The organism is Gracilibacillus timonensis, from assembly GCF_900086715.1.
Taxonomy (GTDB): domain Bacteria; phylum Bacillota; class Bacilli; order Bacillales; family Amphibacillaceae; genus Gracilibacillus; species Gracilibacillus timonensis.
Genome location: NZ_FLKH01000010.1, coordinates 437,330 through 452,286 on the forward strand (window position 1 = coordinate 437,330; position 14,957 = coordinate 452,286).

Sequence of the window (14,957 nt, forward strand, 5' to 3'; positions counted from 1 at the left end):
TAAATGACAACTATCTTAAGTAATAACCTAGGCTACCCTCGTATTGGCGAAAAAAGAGAATGGAAAAGAGCAATCGAGGCATTTTGGCAAGGAAATCTCAACGAAGAAGAGCTAAAGTCAAAAACGAAACAATTACGCCTGCACAGCCTTAAAAAGCAACAGGAACAAGGGATTGATCTGATTCCAGTAGGAGATTTCTCCTTTTATGACCATATCTTGGATACAGCGATTGCCTTTAATCTGATCCCTAAGCGTTTTCAGCATCATGATCCAACCGAGTTATCTACTTATTTTGCGATTGCTCGCGGCGAGACCAATGCCGTGGCAGCAGAAATGACGAAATGGTTCAACACCAACTATCATTATATTGTACCGGAATTAGAGGGAACGACACCAAAACTAAATGAGAACCGGGCGCTTACTTATTATCAAGAGGCTAAAGAAGAACTAGGGATTCATGGTAAACCTGTTCTTGTCGGTCCGGTCACATTAATTAAATTAGCTAAAAAATATCAAACGAAGGACTTTGATCATTGGATTGACCAGTTACTTCCGCTTTATCAACAGGTGTTACAAGAACTAGCGGAAGCCGGCGCAGAATGGGTACAGATTGATGAACCGATCTTAGGCACAAACTTATCAGAAAAAGAAATCAGCACCGTAGAACGTGTATATCAGGCTTTTGCCACAGAAATACCGAACATTAACATTTTACTGCAGACTTATTTCGAAACCGTACAGCACTATGAGCGAGTGATCGCTTTACCAGTGGCTGGAATTGGGCTTGATTTTGTGCATGGAGATAGTCTTACACTTATTCAAAAATTCGGTTTTCCACAAGACAAGGTATTAGGGGCCGGCGTGATCAATGGTCGAAATGTCTGGCGCGCCAATCTGGAAACAAAATATCAATTATTACAAGACATTCTAGAAGCTACTTCAGTAGATACCCTTTTGGTACAGCCGTCTTCTTCCCTATTACATGTACCGGTGACAAAAACATTAGAGGAAAAGCTGGATGATATCGTAAAAGAAGGACTTAGTTTTGCTGATGAGAAGTTAACGGAAATTTCCGTATTAACAAAGGCATTAACAGAAGGAAAAGAAACCGTACAAACAGCAATCAGTGCAAGTCAAACGGCAATTCAACAGCTCGATCAATCGGATTATCGTAACCAAACACCTGAGGCAGCGGATCAACAAGCTGTGCGCAGTTTGCCTTTTAGTGAGAGAAAGAAACTACAGCATGCAGAACTGAACCTGCCGCTTTTGCCAACAACTACGATCGGCAGTCTTCCCCAGACGCCAGAGGTGAAACGCACCCGTACCAAGTGGCGTCGAGGAGAGATTACCAATGCACAATATGAAGAATTCGTGCAATCAGAAACACAAAGATGGATCAAAATACAAGAGGATCTGGATTTGGATGTGCTCGTGCATGGTGAATTCGAGCGTAACGATATGGTCGAATACTTTGGAGAACAATTAAAAGGCTTTGCCGTTACCGAGTTTGGCTGGGTACAATCCTATGGTTCCCGCTGCGTCAAGCCACCATTATTAGCTGGTAATGTGGAATGGGATCGTCCGATTACCGTTAAAGAGATCGCCTATGCCCAGTCACTGACTAAACGTCCAGTAAAAGGGATGCTTACAGGACCGGTCACCATTTTTAACTGGTCTTTTGTCCATGAAGAATTACCTCGCTTTACTGTACAAGATCAAATCGGGTTGGCATTGGAGAAAGAAGTGTTGGCATTGGAAGAAGCAGGCATTCAAATCATCCAAGTCGACGAACCGGCATTACGTGAAGGACTTCCGCTGGATAAATTAAAATGGCCTGCCTATTTCGACGCTGCTGTTCATGCCTTTAGTTTAGCTACTACATCGGTGAAAGCTGAAACGCAAATTCACACTCATATGTGCTATTCAGATTTCGGTTCCATTTACGAAGCGATCGACGGATTAGACGTCGACGTGATTTCTATCGAGACCTCACGTAGTCACGGGCAAATGGTCGAAACCTTTGAAAAAAATGATTATCAAAAGGAAATTGGGCTCGGCGTTTATGATATCCACAGTCCACGTATTCCATCTGTGGAAGAATTGCTAACCAATATTGATCGGGCCTTAGAAACCATTGATGTGGAACAATTCTGGATCAACCCAGACTGCGGCCTCAAGACAAGGAAAGAAACAGAAACGGTCGCCGCTTTGGAGAAGATGGTCGAAGCAGCTAAGATCGCACGTAAGCAGTATACGACTGCTAAGCAACAGTAGATTATAACGGGTTAGCAAGGGATAACATAGGTTTTTACCGCTATGTTATCCCTTTTTTATACTATGCAATGATAGATGGGATTCATGAAATACATACGAAACATCATCATTTGTCTGTCTGCTGTTATGAACGGTGAGTATCGCTTTCCATTACAGAAAAAATCAGAGCTATCAGGAAGATGGCATTTCCACATAAGAATGCCATCTTCCATGTTTTACATGAATGCACAAAGTATTTCAGAAAAACATACACATTTTATTTAACAACCTTACCATTCCCCACAATAGTAACAGCTTTAAGATGATTCTTCATCCAACATGATGGTCCTAGTACCCCAATTGTGATTCGTCCATATTTTCTCTAGTTCTTCTATTTCAGGATGATAAGCAAGCACATCATTTACTTTCCTTTCATTCCCACTAGTTAACTCTATTTCAATTAGCATATGATAATCCGGAAGATAGGCTAAATAATAATCATCTTCACTAGTAAGATGTATATCAACTTTTAAATATGTCTCTCTATCTTCAGTCGTTACTTCCCGGTAAATACTTTCTAACTGATCTTCGTTAATACCAGTACTAAGTTCTAACGAGTTTTTAAAATCGCCTCTCACAACCGATGATTCAATAAATTGAAAAACAACATCCTCCTCAGACATACCATTATCTGCACAACCACATAATATTAAAAATGCCATTATCATTGTAAGGAATTTTGCTTTCATATTATTATCTCCTCTACATTGGCGATGTTTATAAAGTTCTTTTTATATTCTACCCATTCTTTTAATAGCTCATGTTTTTCCCAATAGCTTCATTTTCTTTGGAGAAATTTTTTTATTTGATCAATGGTGAAAAAGGATTCAGAGACTTAGAAAAACAAGAGAAGAGAACAACGGCAAACCGGTTTTCACCTAGCCCAAGACCCAAAACGGGACTTGGGCTACGGGGATGCTTAGAGGTCCTCTTTTAACGCCTCGATTACGTCTTTTTCCAAACCGGTAATTCTTGAAATTAGATCTAAAGAAAATCCTTCCTCCAACATTTCTATGGCGACTTCTTTTTTCCCTATTTCCTTTCCTTTCTCCTCATACGAAATAGGAAGCTCCAAAATCTTTTCGGCGTCGTCCGATCGTTTGATTTCCTCCATTAGTTCTTCCTCCTCTTCTTCATTTAAGGTTAAATAGCTTTCAAAAAAGCCATAAATCAAGCGTTCTTTGGCTGGATCCAGTTTCATTCGTACCAGCATACGCAGAAATTCTTTCTTCACCTCTACCTTTTCTTCTTCGGAATAGCCCATTTTACTCAGAAGGGCAGCCGCTGCAGGGTTGTCCGACTGAATATAGTCGCGCCAGTCTTTTTTGCGCAAATGAAGGGTCCTATAGTTAAAGGTTAACACATGATGGAAAGGGAAAGCCATCGTATATTGATCATATTCCCAGTCTTCCTCGTAACTAAAAACGGCAATCGGCACAATTGGTTTTCTATACCTATTATACAGCATGTTAAAATAAAGAAACATGCGCTCATGGAAATTCGACTGCTGGTAACTCTGTGGTTCGACATGGATAATCAGAACGGCATCGCTTTTCTTCAACTTGGCTTCTACGACAATATCCAGGCGGCGGGCGTCTCCATCATGCAAGTCGGAAAATACTTCTTCCGAGAGGGGCTTGATGGTTGCAAAATCTAAATAAGCATGGACATCAGGGAAAAAGGCCTCCAGAAATTCTTCAAAAAAGTGGTGGATCAATTCTTTGAATAGTTGGTCATGTTTGGTGTAGGTCTGAGTTGCTTCTCGAACGAGTGAGAGTACGGTCATTATGGCACGTCCTTTGCGAGGTTATAGGAGGATGGATCGTGGTGAAGTTCTAAGACTAGTATAGCATCTATCACTAAAAAGAACAAGTGTTTGTATTGATTTTTTTATTTCATAAAACTATAGTCTTGTTAAAATCGTAGTAAGCACGTCTTCCAAATCCTAAAAACATCTTGTACGTACTGATGAAGATTTGACTTTTAAAATGCCACTCGTTGTTCCAAATTACAGACTAAAATCGATCTAAACCTTTTAACGTATTTTAGCCAAGAAGTCTCCATCCTCAAGAAATGTCAACCTTCTTTTTTGGCTTATAGAGCAACATTATTAGTAGAATTATGGTAATAATTGTTCCTGTAACGCCAGTATATAAAGAATCTAGTTGTTCTCCAAAGTAAATATATATATAACCGAAAATCAAAGCTAATGCTACTGCCATGATATTAATAGGATGGAAGCCATCTGATGTGTAAATTGCGAGTATACAAAGAACGGTCAGAATGAGCATTGTTGCTAAATCAGATAATAACTCTGGGTATATCGCTCTTGTAACGAATAGTAAGGCTATACATAGAGCTACCATAATATTTATCATTCTACTATTTTTCATACAAAATCATCCCTAAATTTATTTTCCATTTCACCTTCCTCACACAAATCTTACAGCCTCAACGTAACACACATTTTGTTTTAAGTGAATTCTTCCAAAGTAATTTTTGGCTGTAAAAAACCACAATAAATTAATTTACTTCATACACCTTGTATCTCCATCGATAATCGCTTACAATATAGTTAATAAATTAAATTAATTAAGTTAAAAATGAAAGGAGAAGAACGACATGAATATTTCTGAATTAACCACTAAGTTTCAAGAGACATTCGCTACGTCCGCACAACCACGCACCTTTTTTGCGCCAGGCCGTATTAATCTGATCGGAGAGCATACCGACTATAATGGTGGGCACGTCTTCCCTGCTGCGATCTCGTTTGGCACGTATGCACTTGCTATTCCTAGAGAGGATAGAACATTACGCTTCTATTCTGATAATTTCCCGGAAAAAGGGATCATCGAGGTTTCTCTGAATGAGCTAGCCTATCAAAAGGCAGATGATTGGACCAATTTCCCTAAAGGGATGGTGCTTTATTTAAAGAAAGCAGGCTATTCGATTGAAACCGGTTTTGATGTGTTATTCTATGGTAATATTCCGAATGCAGCCGGTTTATCCTCTTCTGCTTCGCTAGAGCTTGTTACCGGTGTGTTACTGGAAAACCTCTATTCTTTTACCATTGATCGTCTGCAATTGGTTCAGCTCGGTCAAAAGGTAGAAAATCATTACATCGGTGTAAACAGTGGAATCATGGATCAATTTGCGGTAGGAATGGGCAAGAAAGATCATGCCATGCTCTTAAATTGTGATACATTAGATTATCAATATGCCCCCATTCAATTAGAAAATCATGATATCATTATTATTAACACGAATAAGCGACGTGAGCTTGCGGAATCAAAATACAATGAACGTCGCAGTCAGTGTGAAACAGCCCTAGCCGATTTACAAAGCGAATTATCAATCAACAGCCTCGGTGAGCTAACACCAGAACAATTTGAACAAAATCGTCAACTAATTAAAGACAGCACTAACCAACAACGTGCCAAGCATGCCGTCTATGAAAATGCCAGAACCATTGAAGCCTTACAACAATTAAAGGCCGGCGAGCTGGACACCTTTGGTCAGCTGATAAACCAGTCCCATGTTTCCTTACGTGATGACTATGAAGTTACTGGACTTGAGCTGGATACCATTGCCGAAACCGCCTGGCAGCAAAAGGGTGTCTTAGGAGCGCGAATGACAGGAGCAGGATTTGGCGGATGTGCTATTGCTATCGTTGAAAAAAACCAAGTAGACACGGTACAGCAGGCTATTACTGAAGCCTATCAAGCAAAGGTAGGTTACGCCCCAACGTTTTATATTGCGGCAATCGGCGATGGTGCCAAAGAAATCGAACTTTAGGAGGAATATTAGATGCGTACACTCGTATTAGGAGGAGCCGGCTATATCGGCTCCCATGCAGTCTATCAATTAATCGAACAAGGGCATGATGTGGTGGTTATCGATAATCTACTGACCGGACATCAGGATGCTGTTCATCCAAAAGCTACATTCTATCAAGGAGATATGCGTGATTTGGATTTTTTACGAGATGTCTTCTCTCGAGAATCCATTGATGGCGTTCTCCATTTTGCTGCCCATTCTCTGGTCGGGGAATCGATGGAAAAACCATTGATGTATTTCGATAACAATGTCTATGGCACACAAACCTTATTACAGGCCATGACGGAATTTGATATGAAACATATCGTCTTCTCTTCCACAGCAGCCACCTATGGAGAGCCAGAACAAGTACCGATCACGGAAGAAATGCCGACCCAGCCGACAAATACGTACGGAGAAACAAAATTAACGATGGAGAAAATGATGCACTGGACTGAGCAGGCCCATGACATCCATTTTGTCTCGTTACGTTATTTTAATGTAGCCGGTTCGCGCAGCACTGGTGAAATCGGTGAAGATCATAATCCTGAGACACATCTGATTCCAATTGTATTGCAAGTAGCACTAGGACAACGCGAGCATATCTCTATTTTTGGAGATGATTATGATACACCAGATGGCACCTGTATCCGCGACTATATTCATATCGAGGATTTAATCGAGGCACATCTACTTGCCCTTACTTATTTACAAAAAGGCGGAGAAAGTACCGTCTTTAATCTCGGAAGCAGCCAAGGATTTTCGGTTAAAGAAATCATCGATGCCGCCAGGAATGTAACGCAGCACCCGATCCCTGCACAAGTTGCGCCAAGAAGAGCAGGGGATCCGAGTACCTTAATCGCTGCTTCTGATAAAGCACGATCAATCTTGGGCTGGAATCCATCGCGCACCGATATTAAACGGATTATTACAGATGCTTGGAACTGGCATCAGGCTAATCCACAAGGCTATAAGGAGGATCAATAAATGGCATCCCTTTCTGCCCTTATTCACACCCTAGTAACCAAAGCAACGGAAAAAGACTTGATAACCAACCGCGACCGGTTCTATGCCCGTAATCAAATCTTAGGCCTACTGCAAGAAGCAAGTTATCAAGAAACAGATGAACTGCTTTCTATGGATATACCTGATGTATTAGAAGAATTGGCGGATGTTGCACAAGAAAAAGGGATGATAGAAGGATTACTAGATGAACGGGAACAACTAACCGCTAAAATCATGGATGTCTTCCTTTCTAAACCATCTGCCATTAATGATACCTTTTATCAAAAATATGAAATCGCGCCAGAACAGGCGACAGCTTACTTTTATCAGTTAAGCAAAGACAGTAACTATATTCAAACCAAGCGAATTGCTAATAATATTCATTTTAAATCCGCTTCTGACTATGGGGATCTGGATATTACGATCAACCTGTCCAAACCAGAAAAGGATCCTGAACAGATCAGACGGGAGAAAGAAATGGTTCAGAATGTAGCTTATCCGCAATGTCTATTATGTGCCGAAAATGAAGGTTATGTTGGGCGGATTGGACACCCCGCCCGATCTAACCACCGGATTATTGAGGTGCCATTAGAGGGAGAAGAATGGTTCTTACAGTATTCGCCGTATGTATATTACAATGAGCACAGTATTGTTTTTGCCAGGGAGCACCGGCCGATGAAGATTAACCGTGATTCTTTCGCACGGTTAACGGCCTTTATCGAGAAATTCCCTCACTATTTTATTGGTTCGAATGCTGATTTACCAATTGTAGGCGGCAGCATCCTCTCCCATGACCATTATCAAGGGGGAAACTATACCTTTGCCATGACCAATGCGGAAGATGAATTCTCTTTTCAGGTAGATGCTTATCCGGAGATCGAGGCAGCAGTGGTTAAATGGCCATTATCCGTGATTCGTTTGCGTCATGCCGATCGTCAACAGTTGATCAACGCTTCTGATGATATTCTGCAGAAATGGCGTGAATACAGTGATCCGGAGGCGAATATCTATGCCTTTAGCGATAATACACCACATAATACGATCACGCCGATTGCCCGCAAACGAGATGGCATGTTTGAAATAGATTTGGTCTTGCGTAATAATCGTACATCAGAGGAGCATCCAATGGGCATTTTTCATCCACACGCAGATGTCCATCACATTAAAAAGGAAAATATCGGTTTAATTGAAGTCATGGGCTTGGCGGTTTTGCCTCCACGATTGAAACAAGAACTAGCCGCGATTAAGCGGTACTTATTAGGGGAAGAAGTAAATGTTGCCGATTATCACCAGAATTGGGTACAATCGATACAAGAGGAGCATAAAGCGATCACGACAGCAAATGTCGATCAAATCGTTGAAGACGCATTAGGCGCGAAATTTGCCCGTGTGCTAGAGGATGCCGGTGTTTACAAAACCGATCAAGCTGGACGAGAGGCATTCCGTCGTTTTCTTGCCTTCTTCAATCAATAATAGAATCCTATTAGGAGGGATCCGTTGAATGGACATTCAAACACATGCAATTGATGTAAAAGATCAACAATGGAAAGAATTTACCTTAGTCAATGACAACGATATGAGCGTGTCTATCCTAGACTTTGGGGGGATTATCACCCAAATCCTCACACCGGATCAAGACGGAAATGTAGAAAATGTCGTGCTTGGTTTTGAACATTATGAGGATTACTTAGACAATCCCGGTAATTTTGGTGCCTTGATTGGCCGTGTGGCTGGCAGGATCGAGAAGGCACAGTTTGAGATAGATGGTAAAACCTATCAGCTGCCAGCCAATGAAGGAGAAAACCATCTGCATGGTGGTGAGCCTGGTTTTCACAAAACAATTTGGAAGGTTACTCCTTTTCAAAATAATGAAGAAGTCGGCCTCACCCTCACCCATTCCAGCCCAGATGGAGAAAATGGTTATCCGGGCAACCTGGAAATGACAGTGGTCTATACACTAGATAATGATAATGCTTTAACGATTACGTATGAAGGATTTGTCGATCACAAGTCCGTACTAACGAGCACCAATCATACCTATTTCAACTTGAGCGGTGATCTAAAAACAGACATTCAAGATCATGAAATCACCTTGGACAGCAGTCAGTTTGTTGAATTAGACGAGGCACTAATCCCGACTGGACAGATCCTCGACACAGCCAATACGATGTTTGATTTCCGTCAAGGTCGACCGATGAAAGACGGTGTCTCTTCTGATTTCAAACAAAATCTCGTGGCTAATCATGGCTATGATCATTACTTTATCTTTGATCATTCGCAAGAGGCAAGCGCCATCGTACGTGATCCCAAAAGCGGGCGGCAACTGAAGGTTATCACTGATCAACCGGGTGTTGTCATGTATACCTCGAACAACCTCGACAAAGGTATGGCATTACGCGAACGAGAATCGGATCAATATTTAGGTTTATGCTTAGAAACCCAGGCCTCCCCTGCTTCCATCCATCATGAGGGATTCCCATCTGTTTGGATTGATAAAGGCGAACGCTATTTTGGGAAGACGCAATTTATTTTTTCTTCTTAGAAAGCTAAGACCAATAGACGTTCTAAAAGAGCGTCTATTGGTCTTTGTGGTTAAGGACCTGCAATCATCGCGGGTTCACTTACTATTCTCTAATTCCCAAACAAAACGCCATCACAAATAATCGCGTTAATCCCCCCCTTTTATTCGTATAATCATGAGTTAACGAATGAAGATCCCTCTTATTCCTCTATCTCCCTCATCGCTAACGCTAGCATAAAAATCAACATGCCATCATTTTCACTTTTTATTCAATATATAGTGCTTATTTTGACACAAACACTCAATATATTGAATGATAATGTTATTTCTGATAAGCTTGAATTGATTTTGTTATAAAGAGGAGGCTCTGAGATGTCAGCAACAAAAAACGATACGATGGAAATAAATGTAGAACAATTAAACCAAGATATTGCCCAATTTCCGCAAGTTCACTCGATTACCTCAGACATGCATACCACCCATAAAGGGGTATCGCGACTGGTCATGTTGGATCGATATGCCTTCAAGGATACGCAAAAAGAGACCTTGAAACCAGGTGACTTTGTCGTATTAACCATCAAGGAAGATCCGAAGTTTCCTGCTAGAGGAACGGGATTTATACTAGAGATTAATCCCAACTCAGCGAAGGCCAAAATACAAATAGAATCCGATTATCTTCATGTATTGGAAAAACCAGAAGAACAAGAAACAGGCATTATTGAACGGCCATTAACGATTATTGACAAACCTTTAGAGGTTTACTATGAACAGATAGCCAAACGAAATGCAACTGGGCTGGCAGCAGTTGAAACAACAAAGGTTAAACAAGGGGAATGGTTTGACCATTTTTATCAAGAATTAGTAGACCTCAACTTTGTACCAGCTGGACGTGTGCTTTACGGGGCTGGCTCTGATACCGATGTCACTTACTTTAATTGTTATGTGATGCCCTTTGTTGAGGATTCGCGGGAAGGCATCAGCGATCATCGCAAACAGGTGATGGAGATTATGTCCCGTGGCGGTGGTGTCGGAACAAACGGTTCCACCTTACGACCGCGAAATGCACTAGCCAGAGGGGTAAATGGCAAATCATCAGGCTCTGTCTCATGGCTGGATGACATCGCTAAGTTAACGCATTTAGTCGAACAAGGCGGATCAAGACGTGGTAAAATCGAGTGCCTCGTCTCTAAATAAACCTCGTGAATTGCTGGAAACTCTTTTTGAATACATGATTATCTCCTAAAAATTAAATAATTTTGGAGTGAAAAATCATGTCTTTCTATAATGCTAAAGAATCCCAATTATGTAATTTTGAAATCAATCATAATAAACAAGGAAGATTTACTTCTCACTTAAAGATACAACATGGATTATCCTTAAATGATTATCTAATTCGATATTTTTATGCAGAAAATGACTTAAAATGTTCATACAGTCTATGTGAAAATACAAATATAGCTAACCGAAATGGATATATTATTTTAAGATTTTGGGAATTTGATATCATTCATCATTTTGAAGATATCAAAAGCATTATAAATAATTTGTTAGCTACAACAGAATCGGAAACGATAGATGTGAATGCTGAAAAATAACAAATGGTTAAAGACAACCAGCAGCCAAGCTCCTTTTAAATGGAGAAGGTTCAACGACCATCGAAATCACACTTTTTAGTGGAAGAGAGTAGAGTAGGGAGCAAGTGCTCCCGAAGCGCGAGGATATCTGTTTTACTCAGATGGATATAAGATATGGTCTGACCTCTAAGGTGACTTAGAGAGTTGATGTAACGAATCAACGCAACAAACTGGCTCAAATGATTATGTTAAGCGACTGGCATCCAGATGTCATCGAATTTATTATTTCTAAGATGCAAAATCCGCGTATTTTACGTTATTTAATTGAAAGTAGTCAAGATGAGACTATTGTTCAACTGGCAGAGGAAAAGCTAGCATTTACACCGCTTCCAGCTGATGACGTTCAGTTATACCAAGGTATTGTTAATTATAAAGATATGCCGGGGCAAGGCGGATTTACCGACGCCAATATAGAAAAGGCAGAAGCAGAATTACGCGATGGCGGTTCTTACTCTGTTCACAATACAGATTTCCTAACAGGGGCCAATATCTCTGTCTGTATTACCGATGAGTTTATGCAAGCTGTAGAAAACGACAGTGAGTATAGCTTACGTTTTCCTGATGTAGAAAATTATACAGCGGAAGAAATGGCCTATTATAATGAACATTGGCATCAGGTTGGTGATGTTCGGGAATGGGCAGAACGCGGGCTTGGTGTAAAAGTATATCGAACTATAAAGGCGAAAGACTTATGGAATCTCATCAATATTTGTGCAACTTATTCAGCAGAACCTGGCATTTTCTTCATTGACAATGCCAATAATAAAACAAACGCAACAGCTTATGGTCAAAAGGTCGTTGCGACTAACCCATGTGGGGAACAGCCCCTCGCTCCTTATAGTGTCTGCAACTTGGCGGCAGTCAATCTTGCTAATATGGCAGATAAAAAACAGAAGAAACCTGATTTTGACCAGCTGAAACAAACGGTCGAAATTGGTGTTAGAATGCAGGATAATGTGATTGACTCCACCCCTTATTTCTTGGAGAAAAACCGGCAGCAAGCATTAGGCGAACGCCGAATTGGCTTAGGGGTAATGGGACTGCATGATTTGTTGATCTATTGTGAGTCAGCCTATGGATCAAAAGAAGGTAACCAACTAGTGGATCAGATTTTTGAAACGATCGCTACCACGGCCTATCGCACGTCGATAGAGTTGGCTAAGGAAAAAGGAAGCTTTCCATTTTTAATCGGAGAAACAGAGGAAGAAACACAACAACTGCGACAAAACTTTATCAACACAGGCTATATGAAAGGTATGCCTGAGGATGTTCGAGAAGGCGTGCTGCAGCATGGCATTCGCAATTCTCACTTGTTGACGGTTGCTCCAACTGGTTCTACTGGTACGATGGTTGGCGTCTCCACTGGGCTGGAGCCTTACTTCTCCTTCACCTATTATCGCAGTGGACGATTAGGCAAGTTTATCGAGGTCAAGGCCGATATTGTTCAGGAATATCTAGATGCCCATCCAGAGCAAGACGAAAATGACTTACCGGAATGGTTTGTGACTGCGATGAGCTTATCACCAGAGGCTCATGCCGACACCCAATGCGTAATTCAGCGCTGGGTAGACAGCTCGATTTCGAAAACCGTCAACGCACCGAGAGGCTACAAGGTCGAGCAAGTCGAACAGGTTTACCAGCGATTATATCGAGGCGGCGCCAAAGGTGGTACCGTCTATGTCGATGGCAGCCGTGACAGCCAAGTCCTCACACTCAAGGCAGAAGAGAATGATTTATCGGAGCAGACAGAACTCTTTGCCGATGAAGAGAAAAAAGTGGTGCTGATGGATACGATCAATGAATTAGATAAAACCAATATGTCGGTCGGCTCCGAAGTTGGCGACACCTGCCCCGTCTGCCGTCAAGGAAGTATAGAAGATATCGGCGGTTGTAATACCTGTACCAATTGCGGCGCACAGTTGAAGTGTGGACTATAGCAGGTGTGCTTTTCCGGACGGTTTTGGCTGTTTGCCGGACGGTTCTGGGATCTTTCCGGACGATTCGAGACTTTTTCCGGTCAGTTCACTCCTTTTTCCGGACAATCTCGCATTATGTCAACAAACAACTCCGTAACCTTATACGGAGTTGTTTTTTTGCGAAAAGGCCTTGGCACGATCGGTTAATGCCTGCAAATCTTGTGTGGAATAACTTGATTGCTTCTTTACTAGCGAGCTGCCGATTCCTGCTGCTACTGCCCCAACTGCAAAATAGTCGGCTATATTATCTAGATTGACCCCTCCCGTTGGCATAAGAGGAATCTGCGGTAATGGACCTTGAATGTCTTTGAGATAACTCGGTCCTAACACGGTAGCAGGAAAAACCTTGATGATATCCGCGCCGCTCTCGTAAGCCGTCAATATCTCGGTTGGTGTCATCGCCCCCGGAATACTTACTATGCCATAACGTTTGGCCATTACAATCGTTTCCTTATCAACCGTTGGGGAAAAAATAAACTGTGCACCTGCCATGATCGCCGACCGAGCCGTTTCTGCATCTAAGACAGTGCCCGCTCCTGCAATCACCTCTCCTTGATACCTTTCTCGTACCTTTTCAATCCAATGAAAGGCGTTGGGCGTATCTACCGTAATTTCCAGTATTCGAATACCACCTGCATACAACGATTCTACGACATTCATCACTTCAGAGCTTGGTACACCACGTATGATCGCAACCAGTCTATGTTTGTATATTTCCTGTAAGATGTTCATCTTATCGATCCACATCTCCTTTCTTTACTTGGGTAAAGCGCGCTAATTCGTCCGCATCCGGCAAACCTTCTACATCGCCATTCACGGTGGTCACGATCGCACCAATCGCATTTCCCTTAGCGACCCCCTCTTCCAATGGTAACCCTTCCAATAGCCCAGCGATCAAGCCTGCCGCAAAGCCATCTCCTGCACCAATAGGGTCAACAACCCGTTCCACCGGATAACTTGGCACAAACCCATGCGAATCTTTCGTAAAAAAATGGGCGCCTTTACTCCCTTCTTTTAAGATTACCGTACTGGCTCCCTTTTCCATGAAACGCTGGGCATATTGTTCCAAGGAAGCATCGCCAAATAAATAACGGGCTTCGCTGACACCTGGCAAGATGATGTCGGCTTGTTTGGCAATCTGCCCTAAACGTTCTCTTGCCTGCTGCTTAGAGTCCCATAGCTTCTCGCGAATATTAGGATCAAACACGACCGGTACACGATATTTTTCAGCAAATCGTAAGGCCTGCATAACGGCTTGAAAACAGCTTTCACTTAATGCGGGTGTTATACCAGTAATATGCAAATATTTGGTCTGCGCAATATATGTTTCTTGGATATCATCTGCACTCATTCTGCTTGCGGCAGATCCGGCGCGATAGTAGTAAACATACACATCCTGCTCATGACGAATCTCTTTAAAATATAATCCTGTCGGCGCCCTACTGTCTGCTTGAACCTGAGAAACATCCACTCCTTCTCCTCGAACAAAATGGATTAATCCTTTGCCAAACTCATCATCACCAACTCTGCTGATCCAGCCCGTCTGAAAACCCAAACGCTGTAAACCAATCGCCACATTTGTCTCTGCTCCGGCAAATTTACGGGAATACTGGGAAGCATAGCGCATCTTCCCCATGGTATCAGGGCTGAACATCGCCATTGTCTCTCCCAGCGTGATAACATCCATTT

General features: G+C 41.9%; 11 protein-coding genes and 2 pseudogenes. 8 read left to right on the forward strand and 5 right to left on the reverse strand.

What is annotated here, in order from left to right:
- The first annotated feature begins 3 nt into the window (after nt 1-3).
- Nucleotides 4-2,277 carry a 5-methyltetrahydropteroyltriglutamate--homocysteine S-methyltransferase gene (gene metE / locus BN6556_RS06015; protein ID WP_066188357.1) on the forward strand — a complete coding sequence of 758 codons (2,274 nt, stop codon included), beginning with the start codon at nt 4-6 and terminating at the stop codon, nt 2,275-2,277.
- Between the two features lie 296 nt (nt 2,278-2,573).
- On the opposite strand, the gene BN6556_RS06020 is transcribed toward metE, so the two are convergent.
- The 3 genes from BN6556_RS06020 to BN6556_RS06030 all read right to left on the reverse strand — a co-directional run bounded on the left by BN6556_RS06020 (nt 2,574) and on the right by BN6556_RS06030 (nt 4,709).
- A complete protein-coding gene (locus BN6556_RS06020; protein WP_066188358.1) occupies nt 2,574-3,005 on the reverse strand; it encodes a hypothetical protein in 432 nt (143 codons plus the stop codon).
- Nucleotides 3,006-3,235: 230 nt separating this feature from the next.
- A complete protein-coding gene (locus tag BN6556_RS06025; protein ID WP_066188359.1) occupies nt 3,236-4,102 on the reverse strand; it encodes an RpnC/YadD family protein in 867 nt (288 codons plus the stop codon).
- Nucleotides 4,103-4,382: 280 nt separating this feature from the next.
- A complete protein-coding gene (locus BN6556_RS06030) occupies nt 4,383-4,709 on the reverse strand; it encodes a hypothetical protein (RefSeq protein WP_066188361.1) in 327 nt (108 codons plus the stop codon).
- 229 nt (nt 4,710-4,938) lie between these two features.
- Between BN6556_RS06030 and BN6556_RS06035 the strand changes: the two genes are divergently transcribed.
- The 7 genes and pseudogenes from BN6556_RS06035 to BN6556_RS06065 form a co-directional block, all read left to right on the forward strand.
- On the forward strand, nt 4,939-6,111 hold the full coding sequence (locus BN6556_RS06035) for a galactokinase (RefSeq protein ID WP_066188364.1): 1,173 nt from the start codon (nt 4,939-4,941) through the stop codon (nt 6,109-6,111).
- 12 nt (nt 6,112-6,123) lie between these two features.
- Nucleotides 6,124-7,119 carry a UDP-glucose 4-epimerase GalE gene (galE, locus tag BN6556_RS06040; RefSeq protein ID WP_066188366.1) on the forward strand — a complete coding sequence of 332 codons (996 nt, stop codon included), beginning with the start codon at nt 6,124-6,126 and terminating at the stop codon, nt 7,117-7,119.
- Nucleotides 7,120-8,610, forward strand: coding sequence for a UDP-glucose--hexose-1-phosphate uridylyltransferase (galT, locus tag BN6556_RS06045; RefSeq protein ID WP_066188368.1), 1,491 nt, complete (start codon nt 7,120-7,122; stop codon nt 8,608-8,610).
- Nucleotides 8,611-8,638: 28 nt separating this feature from the next.
- Complete coding sequence (locus BN6556_RS06050) at nt 8,639-9,679, forward strand: aldose epimerase family protein (RefSeq protein WP_066188371.1); 1,041 nt, start codon at nt 8,639-8,641, stop codon at nt 9,677-9,679.
- A gap of 351 nt (nt 9,680-10,030) precedes the next feature.
- Nucleotides 10,031-10,825 (forward strand): annotated as a pseudogene (locus tag BN6556_RS06055) (ribonucleotide reductase N-terminal alpha domain-containing protein); the annotation flags it as partial.
- A gap of 104 nt (nt 10,826-10,929) precedes the next feature.
- Entirely contained in the window at nt 10,930-11,253 is a 324-nt protein-coding gene (locus BN6556_RS06060) for a hypothetical protein (RefSeq protein ID WP_066188372.1), read from the forward strand.
- 212 nt (nt 11,254-11,465) lie between these two features.
- Nucleotides 11,466-13,229, forward strand: a pseudogene (locus tag BN6556_RS06065) (vitamin B12-dependent ribonucleotide reductase); the annotation flags it as partial.
- A 138-nt stretch (nt 13,230-13,367) separates the two neighbouring features.
- Here BN6556_RS06065 and BN6556_RS06070 read toward each other — a convergent pair.
- Both BN6556_RS06070 and BN6556_RS06075 read right to left on the reverse strand, forming a co-directional pair.
- Nucleotides 13,368-14,000: a bifunctional 4-hydroxy-2-oxoglutarate aldolase/2-dehydro-3-deoxy-phosphogluconate aldolase gene (locus tag BN6556_RS06070; protein ID WP_066188373.1), complete on the reverse strand. Its 633-nt coding sequence runs from the start codon at nt 13,998-14,000 to the stop codon at nt 13,368-13,370.
- Between the two features lies 1 nt (nt 14,001).
- Nucleotides 14,002-14,955, reverse strand: coding sequence for a sugar kinase (locus BN6556_RS06075; protein ID WP_066189032.1), 954 nt, complete (start codon nt 14,953-14,955; stop codon nt 14,002-14,004).
- Between the last annotated feature and the right edge of the window lie 2 nt (nt 14,956-14,957).

Coding starts and splice junctions, on each gene's coding strand:
- metE (WP_066188357.1), top strand. CDS start 4: ATGACAACTATCTTAAGTAATAACCTAGGCTACCCTCGTATTGGCGAA.
- BN6556_RS06020 (WP_066188358.1), bottom strand. CDS start 3,005: ATGAAAGCAAAATTCCTTACAATGATAATGGCATTTTTAATATTATGT.
- BN6556_RS06025 (WP_066188359.1), bottom strand. CDS start 4,102: ATGACCGTACTCTCACTCGTTCGAGAAGCAACTCAGACCTACACCAAA.
- BN6556_RS06030 (WP_066188361.1), bottom strand. CDS start 4,709: ATGAAAAATAGTAGAATGATAAATATTATGGTAGCTCTATGTATAGCC.
- BN6556_RS06035 (WP_066188364.1), top strand. CDS start 4,939: ATGAATATTTCTGAATTAACCACTAAGTTTCAAGAGACATTCGCTACG.
- galE (WP_066188366.1), top strand. CDS start 6,124: ATGCGTACACTCGTATTAGGAGGAGCCGGCTATATCGGCTCCCATGCA.
- galT (WP_066188368.1), top strand. CDS start 7,120: ATGGCATCCCTTTCTGCCCTTATTCACACCCTAGTAACCAAAGCAACG.
- BN6556_RS06050 (WP_066188371.1), top strand. CDS start 8,639: ATGGACATTCAAACACATGCAATTGATGTAAAAGATCAACAATGGAAA.
- BN6556_RS06060 (WP_066188372.1), top strand. CDS start 10,930: ATGTCTTTCTATAATGCTAAAGAATCCCAATTATGTAATTTTGAAATC.
- BN6556_RS06070 (WP_066188373.1), bottom strand. CDS start 14,000: ATGAACATCTTACAGGAAATATACAAACATAGACTGGTTGCGATCATA.
- BN6556_RS06075 (WP_066189032.1), bottom strand. CDS start 14,955: ATGGATGTTATCACGCTGGGAGAGACAATGGCGATGTTCAGCCCTGAT.